The following is an 18,949-nucleotide window of genomic DNA, read 5'->3' as shown; positions in this document are numbered from 1 at the left end:
AAATGGAATTTTCCAAGCTGATTGATAAGCGTCGCTCTGCTAATAATTTTATCAAGGACGTTAAAATGACTGAAGAAGATATACGCCCTATTTTGGAGGATGTTAAGCTTGCCCCTTCAGCATTTAACTTACAGCATGCTAATTATATTGTTGTGCTGGATGAGGATATGAAAGAAAAGGTGAGAGAGGCAGCATATGGTCAATATAAAGTACATTCAGCTTCAGGTGTAATTCTTGTACTAGGTGACAAGGAAGCATATAAAAATACTGCTGAGTTAAGTCAGGGCATGGTGGATTTAGGCATAATTACAGCGGGTGAACTAGAGGATATTGTAGCAGAGAATACAAGATTTTATGAGGATCGCGGTGAAGGATTCATGAAAGATGAAGCCATTCGTAATGCTTCTCTGTCTGCAATGTTATTCATGCTAGCTGCGAAAAATCGTGGTTGGGACACTTGCCCAATGATTGGCTTTGATAATCAGAAAATGCGTGAGCTTTTCAATGTGCCAGAAACACATGAAATAGCCTTAATGATTACTATTGGAAAAGAAAAAGAAAGCAGTCGTCGATTACGTGGGTATCGCAAGCCAGTTGAAGAATTTGCCATTTATTATTGAAATGGTATAAAATACAATAGCTATACAAATACTAAGAATAATGTACATTTAGGAGGAAACATCATGAAAGTAGTAGCAATCGTAGGTAGTATCCGTAAAGAATCTTATAATATGCAATTAGCTCAATTTATTCAAAAACGTTATACAGAAAAGTTAGATCTTGAAGTATTAAGCTTAAAGGACCTACCAATGTATAATCAAGATATTGAAAATGAGGCTCCACAAGCAGTTCTTGATTTTAAAGCAAAAGTAAAAGCTGCAGACGCTGTACTTTGGGTTACACCTGAATATAATGGTACAGTTCCTGGGGTTATGGTAAATGCTATTGATTGGCTATCTCGTGTAGATAAAGTAATGATTGGCAAACCATCTATCATTATGGGTGCATCAATGGGGAACTTAGGTACTGTAAAAGCACAATTACATTTACGTGATATTTTATTCTCTCCAGGCATTAACTCACCATTACTTAGCGGTAATGACGTTTATATTGGTGCTGTTCACACTAAATTTGATGAAGAAGGCAATTTAACTGATGAAGGTACAGTGAAATTCCTTGACGTAGTTATTGATAATTTCTTAAGTTGGGCAAAAAAATACGTTTAATTAAAATATAACCCATAAGTATACAATATACTTATGGGTTATATTGTTGAAAAAAAGAGGATGTCACTAGCAAAAAAAGCTCTTTTGTTAAGGCGAATGGTTGATTTCGGTTCCGCTAGCGTCCGATGCCGCTTCCCTCAATTCCGTTCGCTCTAGGGTCTACTCTGTGACGCTAGCTCCTCTCCCATCAACCATACATCAAGAGATTATTTTTCATATTAGCAGTAGCGGATAAAATAGCCCATTAGAGAAAGGATAGGCACTTGGAGAAGTGATTAGTTACCCATAAAATCTTTGCTAAGATGGTAATTCTTGTGAAACGGCAAGCCTTTTTCATACAAATTCTAATGAATGTTCAATACTATGACCCATAGGTATACAATATACTTATGGGCATTTTTTGTTTGGAAAGATGCTACTTCTGCATGAAATCTTCACACTTTCAAGATATACTTTTAAGAAATTCTAAAATGGTGGTTACGGATGAGAAAATTATCATTAAAGCTGGGCATTATCTTCTTCATCACATTGTTTTGTATTGAAACCTTTATGATGTTTTTTTTGCATGTTTCCCTGACGAATTCTAGAGTGGAAGAGGAACTAGAGCGTTTACAAGCGAGAGGAAATTCACATCGTACTATATTAGAACAGAACTTCAATAATGAAACACTAGCACATGTCGTTCTTATGGAATCAGAAGCAAGTACAGATGTCGTGGTGACTGACCATTTCGGGACAATCCTTGCATCCTCACAGCCACATCAAGAAATCAGTGATCTGATTCGTGAAATAGAGGGGGAAATACCTTATGAAGGAAGGGTTTTACAAGACAATTGGCAAGAAGTTAAAGCAATTGCGACTATAAGCCCTATTCAAAATCAGCAAGGAACGATTGGCTATGTATTTATGTTTCAAAATACCGATTCCATCCATGCATTAATGAAACGGCTGAATAAGCATTTTCTCATTGTGGGTATTGTATCTGGTCTAGTCAGTATTGCAGTCATTGTTGTTCTATCTCGTAAGCTGGCTAAGCCACTTATTCAAATGAAAGAGGCTACATTGAAAATGAGTAAGGGTGATTTTACAGTTGCTCTTTCTACGAATGGAAAAGATGAGCTTGGGGATTTATCAAATGCTATCCAGCTTTTATCCAATGATTTAAATCATCTAAGGCAAGAGCGTAAGGAGTTTTTATCGAGTATTGCACATGAGCTTCGTACACCGCTAACTTTTATTAAAGGCTATACAGACATTCTTGCTAAACGGGATTTAACAGGGCAAGATCGTCAAAAGTATTTAGCTATTATAATAGAAGAAACAAATAGACTTTCTAGATTAATCAAAGATTTATTTGATTTAGCGAAAATGGATGAAAACTCATTTGTAATTGAAAAACATTGCTTACATTTAGAGCCGTTTTTTACAAGCATTGAAGAAAAATTAAGTCCCGCTTTTCAAGATAAAGGTATCTATTTAGTTGTACGTTGTGATAATGGCTTAACACTATGTGCAGATGAAGCAAGACTTGAGCAAATTCTGATTAATCTATTAAATAATGCATTAATCTATTGTGCACCAGGAGATATGACTACAGTCACTGTAAAACAAGACAGTGGAATTTTAAGCATCATCGTTGAAGACACAGGGAAAGGAATTCCAAAGAAGGATTTACCGTATATTTTTGATCGGTTTTATCGAGTGGAAAAATCACGTAGTCGTGCTTTAGGTGGATCTGGACTTGGGCTTGCTATTGTCAAGGAGCTAGTACAAGCACATGGGGGAGAAATAAAGGTTAGAAGTGAAATAAATAAAGGGACTACTTTTGAATTATCATTTAAAGGAGTAGAAATGAATGAAAACGATTTTATGCATTGATGATGAACCAAGAATGTTAGATTTATTAACCCTTTATTTGGAACCACTATTTAATTGTAGAGCAATGTCTTCTATACAAGAGGCATTGCATTTTTTAGAAGAAGAGCATGTGGATTTAGTTCTTTTGGATATTATGATGCCAGAGATGGATGGGTGGCAGGTTTGCCAGGAAATTAGGAAGTTTTGGGATGTTCCTATCATTATGCTTACTGCAAAAGGAGAACACGCTGATATTGTAAAAGGTTTAAATCTTGGTGCTGATGACTACGTTTTAAAGCCTTTTGATGAGGAAGAATTGTTAGCACGCATACATGCTGTATTAAGAAGAACGATATCTGAAGAAAAAGTGATTAACTTTGAAGGGCTTTGTTTAGATAGAGAGTCCTTTGAAGTATATTTTCAACATAAGGCAATTCCATTAACACCAAAGGAATTTGCCATGCTCGCCCTATTTTTAGATTATCAAAATAGAGCATTTTCTAGAGAACACCTTATACATGCCGTTTGGGGATATGATGTAACGATTGAAGATCGTACCATTGATTCACATGTACGTAATTTACGAGAAAAATTAAGAAAAAGTGGTTTTCCGGCGGATGATTACTTGCAAACCGTTTGGGGCATCGGCTATAAATGGCATAAGTCTGCAAAGAGAAAGCAAATGGAACATAAAAGCTAGAAAATAACCTCTACCAGAATTGAAGGTAGAGGTTATTTTCTATTATTTTGGACTAAGCTCTTCTTCTGTTACCCATTTATGATTTGTTACAGCTTCACCACTTGTAGTGGAAGTATAATCAACCATATATACAGTTGTTTGCACAGCCTCGTCAATAAGGACAGTCGCATTTTCCATACCTTCCATATGTGTTGCGTCCGTTTTTACTTCTGTTCCAGGAGCCAGTGGTGCTTCTTGTGGGTCAATTAATTCTTCATGAATTACCCACTTATGCTTTTCTATTCGCTTTCCACCAGATGTAGGCTCATAGGAAATAACATAGGCAGTTGTAGTATAGGCACCTACTATTGTTGCTTCGGCCCCTTTCATACCTTCCATATGTCCATCTGTAATAATGGCTGTGCTTCCTATAGGAAATTTCGGATTTTCAGCTTTTTTTAACGTTACTGGTACTTCGCCAGAACTTGAATGGTTCATTGTAGAATGATCCATTTCTTCAGCAGCTTCATTAGAAGTGGACGCAGGTTTTGTTTGATCCTCTGTACAAGCCGATAAACTAATTAGAGCGACTACTGATAATAGTCCGACTGACCATCTTTTATTGAATTTCATATGATATCCTCCTCACTATGTGCTCCTAATGTAGCAAATAAATGTGCAGAAACGATGGATATAACCTATGAAAAACATTTCTCTAGTCTGGCGGGGAGATATGCTATTGAATGGGCATGATCTTCAATGTTTTTTGTAATCTATGGGCGAAGATACCAGCAAAAATAGCTAAAATAATATCTTTTGGTAGTGGAGGAATCATCCAAAGCCAAGCGAGCTTATATGAAAAATTCTCTGGCGCACTTGCCCATAGCTTATAGGCAAAAAACATCCAATTTGTTCCTATCAAATAATTTATAGCCGTTGCTACCAAAGCAGCTACGATAAAACTTTTCTTTGTTCCGCTTCGTTCTACGATTAACCCCGCAACAAATGCCGCAAATATAAATGTAATAATAAACCCAAAGGTAGGGCTTAAAATTTGGCCAATTCCACCCCCGAAACGAGCAAAGACAGGAGCTCCTGCCAATCCTACGCACATATAAATTGTGCAGGCGAGCGCACCTTTTCTACTACCAAGAATAAGCCCTGCTAAAATTGCAAAGAAGGTTTGAAGCGTAATGGGTACACCACCAACTACCATAAAAGGTGCAAAGGAAGTGATATTAGCACCCACCATCATTAACGTTGTAAATAATCCAATGTAGGTAATGTCAACAGTTCTTAACTTATGGTGACTATGTTGTGTAACAGTTGCCATGATTTCACCTCGTTTTATAAGTTATTACTGCTAGTGTAAAAAACGAATGTATTTGTGTCAACTTTATTATTTATATTAGTTAACTCAATTGCTGAATTAAATTGAAGTAGACTATCTATCTATAAAAATGTATGATAGAACCGTCACAATTTTATAACTTCAAATACTATTGGTGTGACATTTTGAATGTCACTTAAAAGGGAAGTCGGTGGAAGTCCGACGCTGTCCCGCAACTGTAACGAGGAATCCTATAATATGATTTGCCACTGTTTAAGAATGGGAAGGCAATTATAGGATAGTGAATCGAAGCCAGGAGACCTGCCATTTAGTAATACCTGTAATGCCCACGAGGATGCAAGCAATTACGGACAATAGCTGGATATTTTTCTGACTTTGTTTAATCTTGGGTATTTCTATGCGCATTTTCGCATGGGATACCTTTTTTTATTGCTTCATTCATCAATATTCAGTAGGAGTTTAAAACAGATGAATAAAAAATTTATGTTATTTTCCTTCGTACTTTTCATGGTATTAATTGTTTCAATGACCTTTGCTGTAATGGTTGGCTCAGTTTCAGTTACACCGTTATATGTATGGAAAGTTATTCTTTCTAAAATTCCTTTTATACAAAATTCGATCGAGCAAGATTGGAGTCGCTCTCAGGAAATCATCATCTGGCAAATAAGAGCACCTCGTGTTTTGCTAGCTGCGATAGTAGGAGCGGGGTTAGCTATTGCAGGGGCAGCCATTCAGGCACTAGTACGTAATTCTATTGCAGACCCGTATATTCTAGGGATTTCTTCAGGGGCAGCTGTCGGAGCTACTTCTGTGATTATTTTAGGAGCCTTTTCATTTTTAGGTATTTACGCTCTTTCAGTATCCGCATTCCTTGGTTCATTACTTGCCATTGCACTTGTCTTTTTCTTATCACGTGTTGGGGGACGTGTCTCTATTTTCCGCTTGCTATTGGCAGGCATGGCTGTGTCCTTTATCTTAACGTCTATCTCTAACTTTATTTTAATGATGTCAAAGCAAGAAGGGGCCTTAAAGGCTGTTATGTTTTGGATGCTAGGTAGTTTAGCTGGAGCCAAATGGAATAATATTGTGATTCCAGCTTTCGTATTCTTGGTTGTATTTGGGCTACTGTGGCTACACTATCGCAATTTAAATTTATTATTACTAGGAGAAGAGGCGGCAGTGACATTAGGCGTTAATCTTCAGCAATTCCGTATTCAGTTAATACTACTAGTATCTCTATTAACAGGTGTGCTTGTCGCAGTTAGTGGTTCTATAGGATTTGTGGGATTGATTATTCCCCATATTGTGCGTTTAATTGTGGGCTCAAACTATAAATACGTAATACCTATCAGTGCTTTAATAGGTGGAATATTCTTAGTATGGGCAGATGCCTTTGCTCGAATTATTATTGCTCCTCAGGAAATGCCAATTGGTATTATTACAGCTTTTTGTGGAGGACCATTTTTCATTTGGCTTCTCCGTCGTAACAACTATTCTTTCGGTGAAGGAGATTAACTTCCATGACATTAGAAGCGAAAAAAGTATCATTCTCCATTTACGATCAGCGTATACTGCATGATGTAAGCATTCAAATAAAAGAAAAGCAATTTGTTGGATTAATTGGTCCTAATGGGAGCGGAAAATCAACATTGTTAAAAAATATGTATCGTCTCCTAAAACCTGAAAGTGGATCAGTAGTATTAAATGAGCAAGATATATTAAAGCAATCAAGTAAAGCAATTGCGAAAAATTTGGCTGTTGTAAGCCAAGAGACACCCGTATTATTTGATTTCACTGTGCATGATTTAGTCAGTATGGGAAGAACCCCACATAAAAAGCTGTTAGAGCTTGATCAAGAGAAAGATTTTCAAATTGTTAAAGAGGCTCTTAGACAAACGGGCATATCGCATTTAGAGAAACGAAGCTTTAGTTCGCTTTCTGGTGGCGAGAAAAAACGTGTCATGGTTGCAAGGGCACTCGCTCAACAAGCACAGATATTAATATTAGATGAGCCGACGAATCATTTAGATATTCAACATCAACTTCAACTTATGGATTTAATTCAGACTTTGCATTTAACCGTAGTAGCAGCTTTACATGATTTGAATATTGCTGCTATGTATTGCGATCAAATTTACGTTTTACAGCAAGGGCGAATAGTTTGTCATGGTACACCAGAGGAAGTACTTACGCCAACAGTGCTGCAAGATGTATTTGGTGTTTTTGCGGATATTCAAATACATCCAATGACAGGGAAGCCGTATCTTACATATGTTCCTGAACAGTTCACGAAGGGGTTTAGCCAAATATAGAAAAGTTTCATCTTCTATTAGATACATAAAACATCCTTTAAGGAGTGACTGTATGCAAATAGCCTTTACGAAAATGCATGGTATTGGCAACAGCTATATCTATCTTGATCTTTTCCAACATGATTACAAGGAAGATATCTTTTGTGAATTGGCTCAAAAAATGGCCAATGTCCATACTGGTATTGGCTCAGATGGATTGATTATTATCCAACCCTCTAAAATTGCTGACTGTGGTATGCGTGTATTTAATAAAGATGGATCTGAGGGGACAAATTGTGGTAACGGTCTTCGCTGTGTTGCTAAGTATATTTTTGAACGTCATATTGTACGACAAGAGCTAATTACGATTGAAACGAAATCCGGGATTATGCTGGCACAGGTAGTGGTGCAAGACAATCGTGTAATAGAAGTGATTGTCGATATGGGCAAACCTCTCTTATTGCGCAAAGACATTCCGATGTTAGGAAACCCAAATGAGCTTGTCATCAATGAGATATTTCCTTTACCCCAACAATCTCTTTTGGTAACAGCTTTGTTTTTGGGCAATCCGAATACTGTAGTTTTTGTGAATGCGATCGAGCAAGCACCATTAAGAACATTAGGCGGTATTATAGCAAACGATATGAGATTTCCTTATCGTTGCAATGTTGAGTTTGTAGAGGTTGTTCATGAGAAGGCATTAAAATGCTGCGTTTGGGAACGAGGTTCGGGTATAACAGAGGCATGTGGGACAGGTGCTTGTGCAGCGGTAGTGGCTGCTATATTAAATGGTTTTTGTCAGAAGGAAGAAGAGATAGTAGTCCAACTTAGGGGCGGTGACTTAGTCATTCGATGGGCTGACAATGACCATATCTGGATGCGTGGACCTGCAGAATTTATTGCGGAAGGTATTTATGAATTTTTATCTTAATTACTCCCATCCTTCTTCGTTATGCCATTTTAAATAAATGAATACAGGACGCCTCCGATTTAAGAGTGGCGTCCTATATTGTAAAGCCATTAAGATACTGCTTTTAAGCCTGCTACACCTATGATAATTGCTATGATACTGATAATACGTGATAGATTTTTAGATTCGCCAAAGAAAATGATATTTACGAGTACAGCTCCAACAGTACCAATTCCTACCCAAACAACATAGGCAATGCTTAACTGCAAATAGTTGAAGGATGCATATAAAAGGGCAAAAGACACACCAAAACCACCAATATATAACATTAAGTTTCGTAATGTTTTATGCTGACTATAGAAGCGTAAGCCAACCACACCTATAATTTCAGACAATGCAGCTAAGATAATAAGTACCCAACCCATTATACATTCTCTCCTTTCGTTTGCACCTGCTCTTTAGAGGAATTATCCGCTAATTTTAGACCAATCACACCTAATAATAAAATAATCATGAACAGTCCTTTAATGGCATTAAATTCTCCTTCGAAAATGAAAATATCCATTAATGTGGTACCGATTGCACCTGCTCCAGCGAAAATAGCGTAGACTGTACCAGTAGGTAAGCTCTCACAAGCCTTCGATAAGAAATGAAAATCTATAGCAATGATTGTCACAATAATTATCCAATGCCACCATGAGCTTGCTACGTTAAAGCCAAATACCCAAAGCAATTCAAATAAACTTGTTAAAACGACGTACATCCATTCTTTTTTCATCAATAAAATCCTTTCTATTAGGTAATACAATGACTGACATTCAGTCATTTTCGAGGTAAAAGAGAACGTCACTTTTATGGGTGACGTAGGCCAAGTGCGTGAGATAGGAAGTCTATAAGCTCAAGCTTGAGCAATTTCATTGTTTCGTCCTTGCTATCATCAAATAAATAAATTTGTTCAGCAGCAGATTCAATTAGACCAATCATCAGTTTAGCAGAACGTGTTGGGTCAATTGAATCACGTATCATTCCCTGTTGCTGGCCAGATAATAAGAAATGACTCATCCAGTCATAATAGGGTGCATATATATTTTCCCATTCTTTTAAATGCTCAGTTTGCGCAATACCTGCATAAATAAGTGCAACGATATCTCCATAATCTTTCGTGATTAAGAAAACCATTTCCACAACCTCTTCAAGTTGCTGTTCAAAGGGCTTATGACTTGAAATACCTTCATCTAAGGTAGCAATAATTCTTTCTACCATATTTTTTGCAATAGCAGGCATAACAGAAAGGCGTGATGGGAAATAAAGATAAAATGTTCCTTGAGCGATCCCAGCAGCTTTAACGATATCTGAAACTTTTGTTTTTTCTATACCTTTTTCTCGAAAAACCTCAATGGCAGCTTGAATAATTTTTTCTTCTTTTGACATGCAATCCCTCACTTTTGCCTTACTTAATTATTATGTTATAGAATAAGAAAAATAATGTCAATAAAAATGACTGATTATCAGTCATTTTTATTATCCAATGTTCGTTTGTAATTCCACAATTATGCGAAGGAGTATATTTTCTATATTTCGGGGAATTGTATAATTGAAAGGATTGATGACCATGAAAGAAATTAAGTTTGCACAATTAGACCCGCAGCAACTAGAAAAAATTAATGAGCTTGAAGAAAAGATTGGTGTAACATTAGTTGCCTATGATGCTTCCTCCACACCATCACACGGTTCCGGCGCTTTTGAGTCAAATAATAGCACTACTACAAATCATCCATCATAATGAAGTGAGAAATGCCTTGCAGTAATGTAAGGTATTTTCGTTTTATAGAATGTATTTAAAGGAGTGTTTGAATTGAATGAATTCTATGCTGATTTACATATTCATATTGGACGTACTTCTAGTGGAAGGGCAGTGAAAATTACTGGCAGTAAAACGTTAACATTAGCACGAATTTTAGAGACGGCTAGTGCAAGAAAGGGATTAGACATCATTGGGATCATTGACTGTCACTCACCTGAAGTAATCGAAGAAATGGTGAGGATGATTGAACACGGAGAACTACAAGAACTTAAAGAAGGTGGTCTGCGATTTCAGGAAACCACTTTAATTCCCGGATCAGAGATCGAAATTTATGATCAACATTGTCAGGGTCCTATTCATGTGCTTGCTTACTTTCCTACACTAGAGCTCATGAAGCTGTTCTCAGAATGGATGTCACAACATATGAAGAATATCCATTTAAGTTCACAGCGTATTTATTGTGATGGTCAGACCTTGCAGCAAAAGGTACATGAATTGGGAGGTATTTTTATTCCTGCACATGTATTTACACCATTTAAAAGCTTGTTTGGCAAAGGGGTTCGTCGAAGTTTAACTGAAGTCTTTGATCCGCAGCTTATTGATGGTATTGAATTAGGTTTAAGCTCTGATACAAATATGGTAAGTCATATTAAAGAATTACAAGCATATACATTCGTTAGCAATTCTGATGCACATTCGCTTGGGAAATTAGCACGAGAGTATCAAAAGTTACGATTAGCAGAAGCGAATTTTACAGAATTAAAAATGGCCCTGCATGAGCAAGAGGGACGAGCGATAATAGCCAATTATGGCCTAAACCCTTTGCTTGGCAAATATCATCAAACAGTTTGTGCAAAATGTAGTCAACAGCTAAGTAAAGAGGCTACCATTTGTACAGAATGTGGGAGTACTCAAATTATAAAGGGAGTAGCTACCCGTATACAAGAGCTATCTGAAGACTTTCCCGATAAACGAAATAGACCACCTTATATTCATCAGATACCACTTGATTTCATTCCAGGTATTGGTCCTAAAATGATGGAACGTTTAATCGAAGCATTTGGTACAGAAATGAATATTTTGCATCGTGTAACAATCGACCAGCTTGAACAAATTGTGCCACATAAACTAGCCCATTTAATCGATTTAGCGAGAACGGGTCAATTAGCCATTGAAGTTGGTGGTGGTGGGATTTATGGAAAGATACAGGTTAATTAGATAAAAAATGAAATGTTTCAAAAAGATTGTTGTAATTTAACCTATTTTTATCGTTCCTCTAGTAAAATAGTGAAAATAACGACTATTTTATAAGTAGAGGAGAGAGTAAATGCGATTATCAAAGAAATTTCGTTTTTTAGCTTCAAGTGTATTGGCTTTGCAATTAGCTATACCTGTAGCAGCTAGTGCAGAAGAAGGACAGGGTGACCATATAGCACCAAGTTGGGTTGTACAAACCGATTATGTGGCACTTGGTGATTCATTAGCACATGGAATGAATGAAGTAGGTGTAATTGGATTAGGCTATACCGATTTTATTGCACAGGCATTACAGCAAGACGGCTTCCTTACTTCCTTTAATAAGGGCTTTGCTATGTCAGGCTACACAACTAAAAATGTTTTAGCTGATCTACAAAATGATGTTGCAAAAACAGTGACTGGTTTTGGCTATACAGACGAACAGGCAAAGTTACGGGCTTCTATTAAAGAAGCTGAAATCATCACATTAACAGCTGGGGCAAATGATCTATTGCCAATATTAAAAGAATCTCAAGCAACGGGAATTGACACTGTGGCTATCATAAAAGCTACTAAAGAAGCTGTATCGAACATTGCTACTATTCTATCTGAAATCAAAAAGATTAATCCACAAGCTGAAGTATATGTAATGGGCTATTATAATTCCTTCCCATACTATAGTGAGAACTTACAAAAACAATTTAATTTGTTATTAGCTACATTGAATGCAACAATTAAAACAACTACTGAAAAAGCGGGCGCTATTTTTGTTCCTACATATGATGTTGTTGCAAAGGATGTTGCCAACTATCTACCAAACCCTGAAAATATTCATTTAAGTGAAGCTGGTTATTTAGCAGTAGCAAATGAAGCATTTTTACCAATCATTAAAACAAGCTCTTTATGGGATGTCACGCAGGCTATTGGAGTAGAGGTAAAAGATCGTACAACTGTTAAGGTTAGCTGGCAAGAAGCGACAGATAATGTAGGCGTAGCAAATTACCTTGTCTATGTGAATGGAAAATTAACTTCAACATTAAATGCTGACACTACTACAATTACGCTCAAAGATTTAATAGAAAATACAACCTACAATGTATCTATCAAAGCAATTGATGCTGCTGGTAATGAAAGTGTTCAAAATCCTACAGTAACTTTCACTACGAAAGGAACAGTTAGCTTTACAGATACACAGAATCATTGGGCAAAAGATTATATTCAAACAGCTGCAAATATAGGTATAATGAACGGCTATACTGATGGGACATTTAGACCTGAGAGTAGTGTAACACGTGCCCAAGCTGCAGCTATTCTTGTAAGAAGCCTTGGCTTAACTACAGAAGAAAAAGCACCATTTACTGATATCGAAAATTATGATGCAGCAACACAGGCAGAAATTGCGGCAGCATATGTACATGGTCTTATTAAAGGAACAGATAGGAAATTTAAGCCTGGACACCCTGTGACACGCGCTCAATTAGCTTTAATGATTCATCGCGCTTATGAACAGCAATCTAATCAGCCGTATATTGCAAAAGGTAATGTGCCATTTGTAGATGTCGCTTCATATAATGCAGAAACCAAACGTGCAATCACAATGCTGTATGAATTAGGAATCGTGACAGGGGATGGAGGGAAATTTTCACCTGAGGCTGTCACAACAAGAGGTCAAGCAGCTAAAATATTTACCAATCTTAGTCAGCTACTCATTCAATAATCATTAAAAGGTAGGGGGATTGTCTCCTCTACCTTTTGATGTTTTCGTAAAAAACGAAGTATAGTCTATCTAAATAAAGGAGAATGGGATGCTGTCATTTATATTATCTGCTAAAAGATTAGGAAAAGGACTGTGGAGGTCCTTTAAACGTCCACAGTTCCTATCATTATTTACTACACTATTTTTAATCATTCTATCAGGAACTCTATTCTACAAGGGGACAGAAGGATGGTACTGGTTGGATGCCATGTATTTTGCTGTAGTGAGCTTAATTCCAACTGGAGTCGAAACAGGACTATATCCAACAACGGCTTATTCTAAAGTATTTACAATGATTTATTTAATTGTTGGTACAGGAGTAATGTTTATCATGTTATTAATGCTGGGACGCTCTATCGTAGATTTTTCTCTGAATGAAGAAGAAAAAGAAGAGGTTAAAAAACGTTTGAAAAAGTAAAATAGCAGTACAATGAATTTTTTGGACGATTCATTGTACTGCTATTTTTTTATGATAGTTTGGCAATAATGCCTTCTTCGTCATCTAAAACTAATTCAATCCCTGTCGAGAATGGATCACCGTGTAGAACATCCTTGATCCAAACACGTAAGGCACCAATCATGGCTGCTGTATTAAGCACCTCGATTTGACCGTTGACTTCGACCTCTGCACCAAAACCTGCATCATCCTCGTAAGTTAATTCAACAAGAACATCCTCAGGGCGAATGTTTTGATAGTAGGCTTGAGATAAACAAATAGCATTAATAATATCTTGTTCGTTGATTATTTGTGCCATTGTGCTTCCTCTTTGCGCTTTTTATCTTTAAACATATTTATTATCTTCACAACAAGCATCACAATAACAACAATTGCTGCCACATTAATAAGTAAACCTAAAATATTCCCCAGTATACCCATACCACTAAATAGACTACCGAATAATAATCCAGCAAGTCCGCCAAGCATTAATCCTTTCATCAGACCACCTGAGAAAAAACCACCTTTTTTAGTAGTATCTGCTTTATTAGTAGATGTTGAGTTGTTTTTATTTGTTGTTGCATTGTTTTGATCTTTAGTAGTATCCGACTTTTGGATATTCGAGCTATTATTATTGTTAGAGAAGCCCTTTTTACCCGATTTATAGGATTTAGCTTCTGCCGTTGGTGTATCAGAAATAAATAATGTTGCACCAACAGTCGAAAATATCAGTGTCGCTGCAAAAAGAGCGGCAAGAATTTTTTTCATTACATACATTCCTCCAATATAATTTTTAATTTAATCATAAACTAGTTCTTATATAGTAATATTACATGAACTATATTAAAAAATAAAACAAACGCTTTCAAAAATTAAGCTATATCAAAAAATATGGACAAATAGTGGCAGATGTAATGATTGTAGAAATTATGCAATAGGAAGGAGTGAAAAAATGCTACTAACTTTATCAATCTTCCTTACCATTTTTATCATTTTGTACCTAACAGAAAAAAGGCGCTTTCTCAACGTTGTAGCCCTTGGCGTGATAGGGATATATATTGTCAGAGCGTTTATTATTCATTATCCTTTATTGCTACCAAATGATCAGGGGATTATTTCTGAAATGGGGATATTCATTATATTAGGAAGCTTTCCAAGTATTATGTTTATTTTATCAATAGCCATGTTTTTCAATAGTAAAGTATTATTGGAAAAGGAAGGACGCAAATTCCGTAACTTAATGTTAGCCATATTAGGGCTAAGTTTTGTTATTATGATGTTATGGTATGTATTCGTCATTTTTATTGAAATTGAAAATGTATTTTGGCATATTCTTTTCTTCTATGCGTTTTTGATTTTTGGTTATACAATGTTCTTATACACTAGTGTCCTTGCTTATTCAATATTGTATCTTCTTACACCAATACGTTATAAACCAAATTACATTATTGCATTAGGTTCAGGATTAATTGGCGATAGAGTACCTCCACTTTTAGCAAGCCGTTTAGATGAAGCAGTAAAGCAATATATAAAGTATGAGATGAAGCCTTATATCATTGTCTCTGGTGGTCAAGGAAATGATGAAAAGGTATCAGAAGCATATGCAATGAAACAATACCTAATAGAAGTACATCATATTCCGACTGACAAGATAATTATGGAGGATTGTTCAGCCAATACAGAACAAAATATGATCTTTTCAAAGCAAATAATGGACCACCATTCTCATGAAGAGAACTATCGTTCCATTTTTGTTACGAATAATTTCCATGTGTTTCGCGCAAGTATTTATGCTAGGAAAGCAGCATTAGATGCTGAGGGGATTGGTTCAAAAACTGCTTTTTACTATGTTCCTAATGCATTCACACGAGAATTTATAGGTTTATTAGCCATGTATAAATGGACCCATGTCACAGTATTTTTAATTATTACGCTATTCGTAGGCTTACTATTGAGAGCATATGTGTAACCAAACTTCAACTGTCTTCCATATAATAGTGGTAAGGCAGTTTTTTTACATAGTGTGCAAGGGAGGAAAATAATGTACGAGCAAATTTTAGCCAAGCGAAATAAAGAACGAATAATTTCCCTACAAAATCTTACACAAACTCAAGATCAGTGGTTTGCTCAAAATATAAAATTACTTACATTCGCTGAAGTTAACCTAACAGCCTTGCAGAAAATACTGTATCAAGTAGTACGAGGGTTATTAAAAGAACAGCAACAACGTCATTTACAGATTGTCCATACAGTGCAATCTCAATCGATACAGGAGAATGTATTAACGCTGTTGGCAGAATATGATGATGTCTTGCGCGATGCCATTCCACAGCCTATCTATATACTCATTTGGCAAATTTCTTCGCTAGAAAAGTTAAAAAACAGTATAGAAGTAGTAGATGATGTGCTTGATATTGTAGAGTGGTATTTACGCCATCAAGATGAACAAGTTGCTGCTCTAGATGAAGAGGACTTAGATCATGAGCTCATTATTGATTTGTATAAAGAAGCGGTTGAAGAGCAGGATGGGGATGCCCAATATCAACTGGGTGAATACTATAATTCTAGAGAGGGTAAACATTTTCAACCTGAAAAATCATTGAAATGGTTTGAGCTAGCCGCTGCCCAGGGAAATGCAGATGCTCAATATATGCTTGGGAATTTTTGCTTTGGAGGCATAGGTATGGAGGAAAATTATTCCCTTGCCTTTTCATACTATGAAAAAGCAGCTTTGCAGGGACATGCGGACGCTGCCAATAATTTAGCAGATATGTACTTTAATGGCGAGGGCGTAGCAACGAATTATACATTAGCAAAAAAATGGTTTGATTATGCTGCACAAAAGAATGTGGCAGAGGCAATGTTTACGTTAGGAATAATTTATGAGCAGGGGTTAGGCGTTGAGGTAGATGAGAAAGAAGCTTTTAACGCCTATAAAAAATCAGCTGAGGCAGGGTATGTGGAAGCACAATATCGACTTGGTGGAATTTATTTAGAGGGGCGCTTAGGCCAAGCGAAAGATGTCAATCGTGGTCTGTTTTGGTATGAAAGAGCTGCGGAGCAATATCATGTAGACGCCTTTTATGATTTAGGTTATATATGGAGTAATGGTCTGGCAGGAATACGCAATCTCGAAAAAGGTATTCATTGGTTTAAGCAGGCTGCACTTCAAGGAGATGTGGAAGCCAAGCTACAATTGGGGCATATTTTTAATAAAGATACAGGGTTAGATAGAAATCTGAAAGAAGCTATTAAATGGTATGGACTCGCGGCAGATGCAGGATCCGAAGAAGCGGCTAAAATATTACAGGAACTTAAAGGATTGTAAATTTAGTGTTAAAAAAACATAGGCTTTTAGAATGATTTATAATGCTAGGGTATATGGGTATTTTAGTCTAAATCATACTGCTTTTTACGAGTATTTAGATAGATCATGATTGAGGATAAAAAATATTAGTATAGTGAAATTTGAAGACGATCGATAAAAAAGTAGAATAAATATAAAGCAAGTAAGCATAATAAACAAAAAAATAGTTAAAAAAGCTACCCAATAATATTGTGGTAGCTTTTTTATAGTTTATTACGCTTTATTTAACAACAAGGACTTTTTATACATTTTGTGTAAAAAAATGGTATTAATAAGATTGACAGTCATTTATAAAATGATTAATGTAAATGAGTGATTTTGAAAAGAAGCATACGTAAATAATTTACTGTTAGTCATGTAGGGACTATATCTGTTTGCTGAGAGCAAATGACCTTAGGATAAATTGAGCAAATGGGTACCCGACATACTTTTGGAGGAAGTTTGTCATACGGAATTGCGCTATCGAATGTAACCATTAAATCTGACTAATCAGATTTTATCGGTATTTTTTCGTGTATCCATCAATATGTTAAAAGGGATTTGATGTTTCTCAGCCTGATGAAAGTAAACGGAATGAAAGAGGGAAGATGTGTGATTTTTCAAAAACAAAGAAAGACGAAGGTATTGGATTTACAGCAATACACAGTGAAAATGGATTTGTCCTCTCGTCAATCGATGGCGAAGCAAATTGAAATGCTGAACTTAACGAAGAACGACTTACAATATTTAAAAGCTTTCCAGCCAATAGTTATGGATAATGTAGATCACATCGTAAACCGTTTTTACAACATGATTGGAACAGAGCATCATTTGGTAGATATTATCAGTCATCATAGTTCTGTAGAAAAGCTTAAAGTAACATTACGGCAACATATTATTGAAATGTTTAACGGAACCATTGATGAGATGTATTACCAAAGGCGTGTAAAAATTGCAAAGGTGCATGTCCACATTGGGCTTAGAACACAGTGGTATATCTGCGCATTCCAAGATTTATCGATATCATTTATTGATTTAGTCGAAAAAAATATAGAATTTCCACAAGATCAATTTAATACGATCAGAGCTATATCGAAAATTTGTAATTTTGAGCAACAACTCGTTTTAGAAGCTTTTGAAAACACTGTGGAACAACTGAAAGAAAAAATGGTTCATGAAAAAGAAGCGATTGAACGACAGATTGTAGATTCTTCGGAAGCACTTGCAGCTATCTCGCAGGAAACCAATAATTCATTTTGCTGCTTAAGTAAGCAATCTGACGAAATTAAACATTTGGCAAAAAAATCACTCGATGTGTCTACACTGGCTGAAAACCAAGCACTTGAGGGTCGCGAGCGTTTAAAAAATCAATCACAAAATATGCTCAATATTAGTCATTCTCTTCATGATATAGAAGAAAATATTGAACAATTATCAGGTATGTCTAAGGAAATGGAAACAATTATGAGTGTTGTGACCAATATTGCGAATCAAACGAATCTATTGGCTTTAAATGCTGCAATTGAAGCAGCACGTGCTGGGGAAGCGGGAAAGGGCTTTAGCGTAGTGGCCGATGAAGTACGTAAATTATCAATTCAGACAAAAGAATCTGTTACAGCGGTGGCTTTGTTATTGAAAAAGACAGGTGAACGAACAGAGAAATTAGAGTATTCTTTGACCAACATTCAAGATGAAGTTGCAGCAGGTGAAGAAAATATGTTACAAACTGAAGGCCAATTTACGAGTATATTGGGAGCCATGACAGAAGCAAAAGATCAAAATGAGTGTATGGCAACAAAAATACAAGCAATTGTAGGCATATTAAGTGAATTAGGCACTTCATTTACTGAGGTAACAAATTCAGCTGAAAAATTAGCGAGCTTTGCGCAAAATTTAAAAGGATAGACTACTAACATTTACATTCTATTTTTCATATTTTTAGACGTAATAAACACTATAGTACCTATTTAAATGTTTGTTGTGAAGTTATCGCTATAGAGGATCAATTTTATAGAGATTCAGAAAGTAAGAGCTATTTCACTGATGAAATAGCTCTA

21 protein-coding genes and 1 riboswitch are annotated in these 18,949 nt (G+C 36.1%); of the genes, 14 read left to right on the top strand and 7 right to left on the bottom strand.

Annotated features, from left to right (window positions below; all coding sequences use genetic code 11):
• Positions 1–2 precede the first annotated feature (2 nt).
• The 4 genes from B3D98_RS01880 to B3D98_RS01865 all read left to right on the top strand — a co-directional run bounded on the left by B3D98_RS01880 (position 3) and on the right by B3D98_RS01865 (position 3,783).
• Positions 3–620 (top strand): nitroreductase family protein, encoded by a 618-nt coding sequence (locus B3D98_RS01880; protein ID WP_004224402.1) that lies wholly within the window; start codon positions 3–5, stop codon positions 618–620.
• A gap of 63 nt (positions 621–683) precedes the next feature.
• On the top strand, positions 684–1,226 hold the full coding sequence (locus tag B3D98_RS01875; protein WP_048394950.1) for an NADPH-dependent FMN reductase: 543 nt from the start codon (positions 684–686) through the stop codon (positions 1,224–1,226).
• 483 nt (positions 1,227–1,709) lie between these two features.
• The gene (locus B3D98_RS01870) at positions 1,710–3,104 is read left to right on the top strand and encodes a sensor histidine kinase (protein WP_175400776.1); all 1,395 of its coding nucleotides are present in this window, start codon (positions 1,710–1,712) and stop codon (positions 3,102–3,104) included.
• A complete protein-coding gene (locus B3D98_RS01865) occupies positions 3,082–3,783 on the top strand; it encodes a response regulator transcription factor (RefSeq protein ID WP_048394952.1) in 702 nt (233 codons plus the stop codon). Before B3D98_RS01870 ends, B3D98_RS01865 begins: the two co-directional genes overlap by 23 nt.
• A gap of 42 nt (positions 3,784–3,825) precedes the next feature.
• Here B3D98_RS01865 and B3D98_RS01860 read toward each other — a convergent pair whose 3' ends face one another.
• Both B3D98_RS01860 and B3D98_RS01855 read right to left on the bottom strand, forming a co-directional pair.
• Positions 3,826–4,395, bottom strand: coding sequence for a YdhK family protein (locus B3D98_RS01860; protein ID WP_048394955.1), 570 nt, complete (start codon positions 4,393–4,395; stop codon positions 3,826–3,828).
• A gap of 103 nt (positions 4,396–4,498) precedes the next feature.
• On the bottom strand, positions 4,499–5,095 hold the full coding sequence (locus B3D98_RS01855) for a biotin transporter BioY (RefSeq protein WP_048394956.1): 597 nt from the start codon (positions 5,093–5,095) through the stop codon (positions 4,499–4,501).
• A gap of 153 nt (positions 5,096–5,248) precedes the next feature.
• Positions 5,249–5,435: riboswitch (cobalamin riboswitch) on the top strand.
• Positions 5,436–5,581: 146 nt separating this feature from the next.
• On the opposite strand from B3D98_RS01855, the gene B3D98_RS01850 reads away from it, so the two are divergent.
• From B3D98_RS01850 to dapF, 3 genes are read left to right on the top strand one after another with little or no spacing between them, the layout of a single operon-like run.
• Positions 5,582–6,628, top strand: coding sequence for a FecCD family ABC transporter permease (locus B3D98_RS01850; protein WP_288579973.1), 1,047 nt, complete (start codon positions 5,582–5,584; stop codon positions 6,626–6,628).
• Positions 6,629–6,633: 5 nt separating this feature from the next.
• Entirely contained in the window at positions 6,634–7,425 is a 792-nt protein-coding gene (locus tag B3D98_RS01845; RefSeq protein ID WP_048394959.1) for a heme ABC transporter ATP-binding protein, read from the top strand.
• A gap of 52 nt (positions 7,426–7,477) precedes the next feature.
• Positions 7,478–8,335 carry a diaminopimelate epimerase gene (gene dapF / locus B3D98_RS01840; RefSeq protein WP_288579970.1) on the top strand — a complete coding sequence of 286 codons (858 nt, stop codon included), beginning with the start codon at positions 7,478–7,480 and terminating at the stop codon, positions 8,333–8,335.
• Between the two features lie 89 nt (positions 8,336–8,424).
• Here the strand turns inward: dapF and B3D98_RS01835 are convergent, their stop codons facing one another.
• From B3D98_RS01835 to B3D98_RS01825, 3 genes are all read right to left on the bottom strand, one after another.
• Entirely contained in the window at positions 8,425–8,739 is a 315-nt protein-coding gene (locus tag B3D98_RS01835; RefSeq protein WP_054548871.1) for a DMT family transporter, read from the bottom strand.
• On the bottom strand, positions 8,739–9,092 hold the full coding sequence (locus B3D98_RS01830) for a DMT family transporter (RefSeq protein ID WP_054548870.1): 354 nt from the start codon (positions 9,090–9,092) through the stop codon (positions 8,739–8,741). Before B3D98_RS01830 ends, B3D98_RS01835 begins: the two co-directional genes overlap by 1 nt.
• A 74-nt stretch (positions 9,093–9,166) precedes the next feature.
• Positions 9,167–9,745, bottom strand: a complete 579-nt coding sequence (locus B3D98_RS01825) for a TetR family transcriptional regulator (protein ID WP_048394966.1) — start codon at positions 9,743–9,745, stop codon at positions 9,167–9,169.
• 181 nt (positions 9,746–9,926) lie between these two features.
• Between B3D98_RS01825 and B3D98_RS01820 the strand changes: the two genes are divergently transcribed.
• The 4 genes from B3D98_RS01820 to B3D98_RS01805 all read left to right on the top strand — a co-directional run bounded on the left by B3D98_RS01820 (position 9,927) and on the right by B3D98_RS01805 (position 13,528).
• The gene (locus tag B3D98_RS01820; RefSeq protein WP_175400775.1) at positions 9,927–10,097 is read left to right on the top strand and encodes a hypothetical protein; all 171 of its coding nucleotides are present in this window, start codon (positions 9,927–9,929) and stop codon (positions 10,095–10,097) included.
• A gap of 72 nt (positions 10,098–10,169) precedes the next feature.
• Positions 10,170–11,336 carry an endonuclease Q family protein gene (locus tag B3D98_RS01815; RefSeq protein ID WP_269897905.1) on the top strand — a complete coding sequence of 389 codons (1,167 nt, stop codon included), beginning with the start codon at positions 10,170–10,172 and terminating at the stop codon, positions 11,334–11,336.
• A gap of 109 nt (positions 11,337–11,445) precedes the next feature.
• Positions 11,446–13,071: an S-layer homology domain-containing protein gene (locus B3D98_RS01810; RefSeq protein ID WP_269897904.1), complete on the top strand. Its 1,626-nt coding sequence runs from the start codon at positions 11,446–11,448 to the stop codon at positions 13,069–13,071.
• 88 nt (positions 13,072–13,159) lie between these two features.
• Positions 13,160–13,528: an ion channel gene (locus tag B3D98_RS01805; protein WP_048394973.1), complete on the top strand. Its 369-nt coding sequence runs from the start codon at positions 13,160–13,162 to the stop codon at positions 13,526–13,528.
• Positions 13,529–13,577: 49 nt separating this feature from the next.
• Here B3D98_RS01805 and B3D98_RS01800 read toward each other — a convergent pair whose 3' ends face one another.
• Both B3D98_RS01800 and B3D98_RS01795 read right to left on the bottom strand, forming a co-directional pair.
• Positions 13,578–13,865, bottom strand: coding sequence for a DUF2653 family protein (locus B3D98_RS01800; RefSeq protein WP_004224435.1), 288 nt, complete (start codon positions 13,863–13,865; stop codon positions 13,578–13,580).
• Positions 13,853–14,314, bottom strand: a complete 462-nt coding sequence (locus B3D98_RS01795; protein ID WP_048394976.1) for a hypothetical protein — start codon at positions 14,312–14,314, stop codon at positions 13,853–13,855. Before B3D98_RS01795 ends, B3D98_RS01800 begins: the two co-directional genes overlap by 13 nt.
• Before the next feature lie 184 nt (positions 14,315–14,498).
• Between B3D98_RS01795 and B3D98_RS01790 the strand changes: the two genes are divergently transcribed.
• The 3 genes from B3D98_RS01790 (at position 14,499) to B3D98_RS01780 (ending at position 18,797) form a co-directional block, all read left to right on the top strand.
• On the top strand, positions 14,499–15,515 hold the full coding sequence (locus tag B3D98_RS01790) for a YdcF family protein (protein ID WP_269897902.1): 1,017 nt from the start codon (positions 14,499–14,501) through the stop codon (positions 15,513–15,515).
• A 72-nt stretch (positions 15,516–15,587) separates the two neighbouring features.
• On the top strand, positions 15,588–16,874 hold the full coding sequence (locus B3D98_RS01785; RefSeq protein WP_288579963.1) for a tetratricopeptide repeat protein: 1,287 nt from the start codon (positions 15,588–15,590) through the stop codon (positions 16,872–16,874).
• A gap of 630 nt (positions 16,875–17,504) precedes the next feature.
• Complete coding sequence (locus B3D98_RS01780) at positions 17,505–18,797, top strand: globin-coupled sensor protein (RefSeq protein ID WP_048394980.1); 1,293 nt, start codon at positions 17,505–17,507, stop codon at positions 18,795–18,797.
• Positions 18,798–18,949: the final 152 nt, after the last annotated feature.

This window comes from Lysinibacillus sp. UBA5994, from assembly GCF_002429725.1.
GTDB lineage: Bacteria > Bacillota > Bacilli > Bacillales_A > Planococcaceae > Lysinibacillus > Lysinibacillus capsici.
This window is presented reverse-complemented; position numbering and strand designations above follow the sequence as displayed.

Excerpts from the sequence above, each read along its gene's own strand:
- B3D98_RS01785 (WP_288579963.1), top strand. The coding sequence starts at position 15,588 with ATGTACGAGCAAATTTTAGCCAAGCGAAATAAAGAACGAATAATTTCC.
- B3D98_RS01850 (WP_288579973.1), top strand. The coding sequence starts at position 5,582 with ATGAATAAAAAATTTATGTTATTTTCCTTCGTACTTTTCATGGTATTA.
- B3D98_RS01855 (WP_048394956.1), bottom strand. The coding sequence starts at position 5,095 with ATGGCAACTGTTACACAACATAGTCACCATAAGTTAAGAACTGTTGAC.
- B3D98_RS01835 (WP_054548871.1), bottom strand. The coding sequence starts at position 8,739 with ATGGGTTGGGTACTTATTATCTTAGCTGCATTGTCTGAAATTATAGGT.
- B3D98_RS01820 (WP_175400775.1), top strand. The coding sequence starts at position 9,927 with ATGAAAGAAATTAAGTTTGCACAATTAGACCCGCAGCAACTAGAAAAA.
- B3D98_RS01805 (WP_048394973.1), top strand. The coding sequence starts at position 13,160 with ATGCTGTCATTTATATTATCTGCTAAAAGATTAGGAAAAGGACTGTGG.
- B3D98_RS01875 (WP_048394950.1), top strand. The coding sequence starts at position 684 with ATGAAAGTAGTAGCAATCGTAGGTAGTATCCGTAAAGAATCTTATAAT.
- B3D98_RS01865 (WP_048394952.1), top strand. The coding sequence starts at position 3,082 with ATGAAAACGATTTTATGCATTGATGATGAACCAAGAATGTTAGATTTA.
- B3D98_RS01880 (WP_004224402.1), top strand. The coding sequence starts at position 3 with ATGGAATTTTCCAAGCTGATTGATAAGCGTCGCTCTGCTAATAATTTT.
- B3D98_RS01795 (WP_048394976.1), bottom strand. The coding sequence starts at position 14,314 with ATGAAAAAAATTCTTGCCGCTCTTTTTGCAGCGACACTGATATTTTCG.
- B3D98_RS01800 (WP_004224435.1), bottom strand. The coding sequence starts at position 13,865 with ATGGCACAAATAATCAACGAACAAGATATTATTAATGCTATTTGTTTA.
- B3D98_RS01830 (WP_054548870.1), bottom strand. The coding sequence starts at position 9,092 with ATGAAAAAAGAATGGATGTACGTCGTTTTAACAAGTTTATTTGAATTG.
- dapF (WP_288579970.1), top strand. The coding sequence starts at position 7,478 with ATGCAAATAGCCTTTACGAAAATGCATGGTATTGGCAACAGCTATATC.
- B3D98_RS01870 (WP_175400776.1), top strand. The coding sequence starts at position 1,710 with ATGAGAAAATTATCATTAAAGCTGGGCATTATCTTCTTCATCACATTG.
- B3D98_RS01845 (WP_048394959.1), top strand. The coding sequence starts at position 6,634 with ATGACATTAGAAGCGAAAAAAGTATCATTCTCCATTTACGATCAGCGT.
- B3D98_RS01860 (WP_048394955.1), bottom strand. The coding sequence starts at position 4,395 with ATGAAATTCAATAAAAGATGGTCAGTCGGACTATTATCAGTAGTCGCT.
- B3D98_RS01810 (WP_269897904.1), top strand. The coding sequence starts at position 11,446 with ATGCGATTATCAAAGAAATTTCGTTTTTTAGCTTCAAGTGTATTGGCT.
- B3D98_RS01790 (WP_269897902.1), top strand. The coding sequence starts at position 14,499 with ATGCTACTAACTTTATCAATCTTCCTTACCATTTTTATCATTTTGTAC.
- B3D98_RS01825 (WP_048394966.1), bottom strand. The coding sequence starts at position 9,745 with ATGTCAAAAGAAGAAAAAATTATTCAAGCTGCCATTGAGGTTTTTCGA.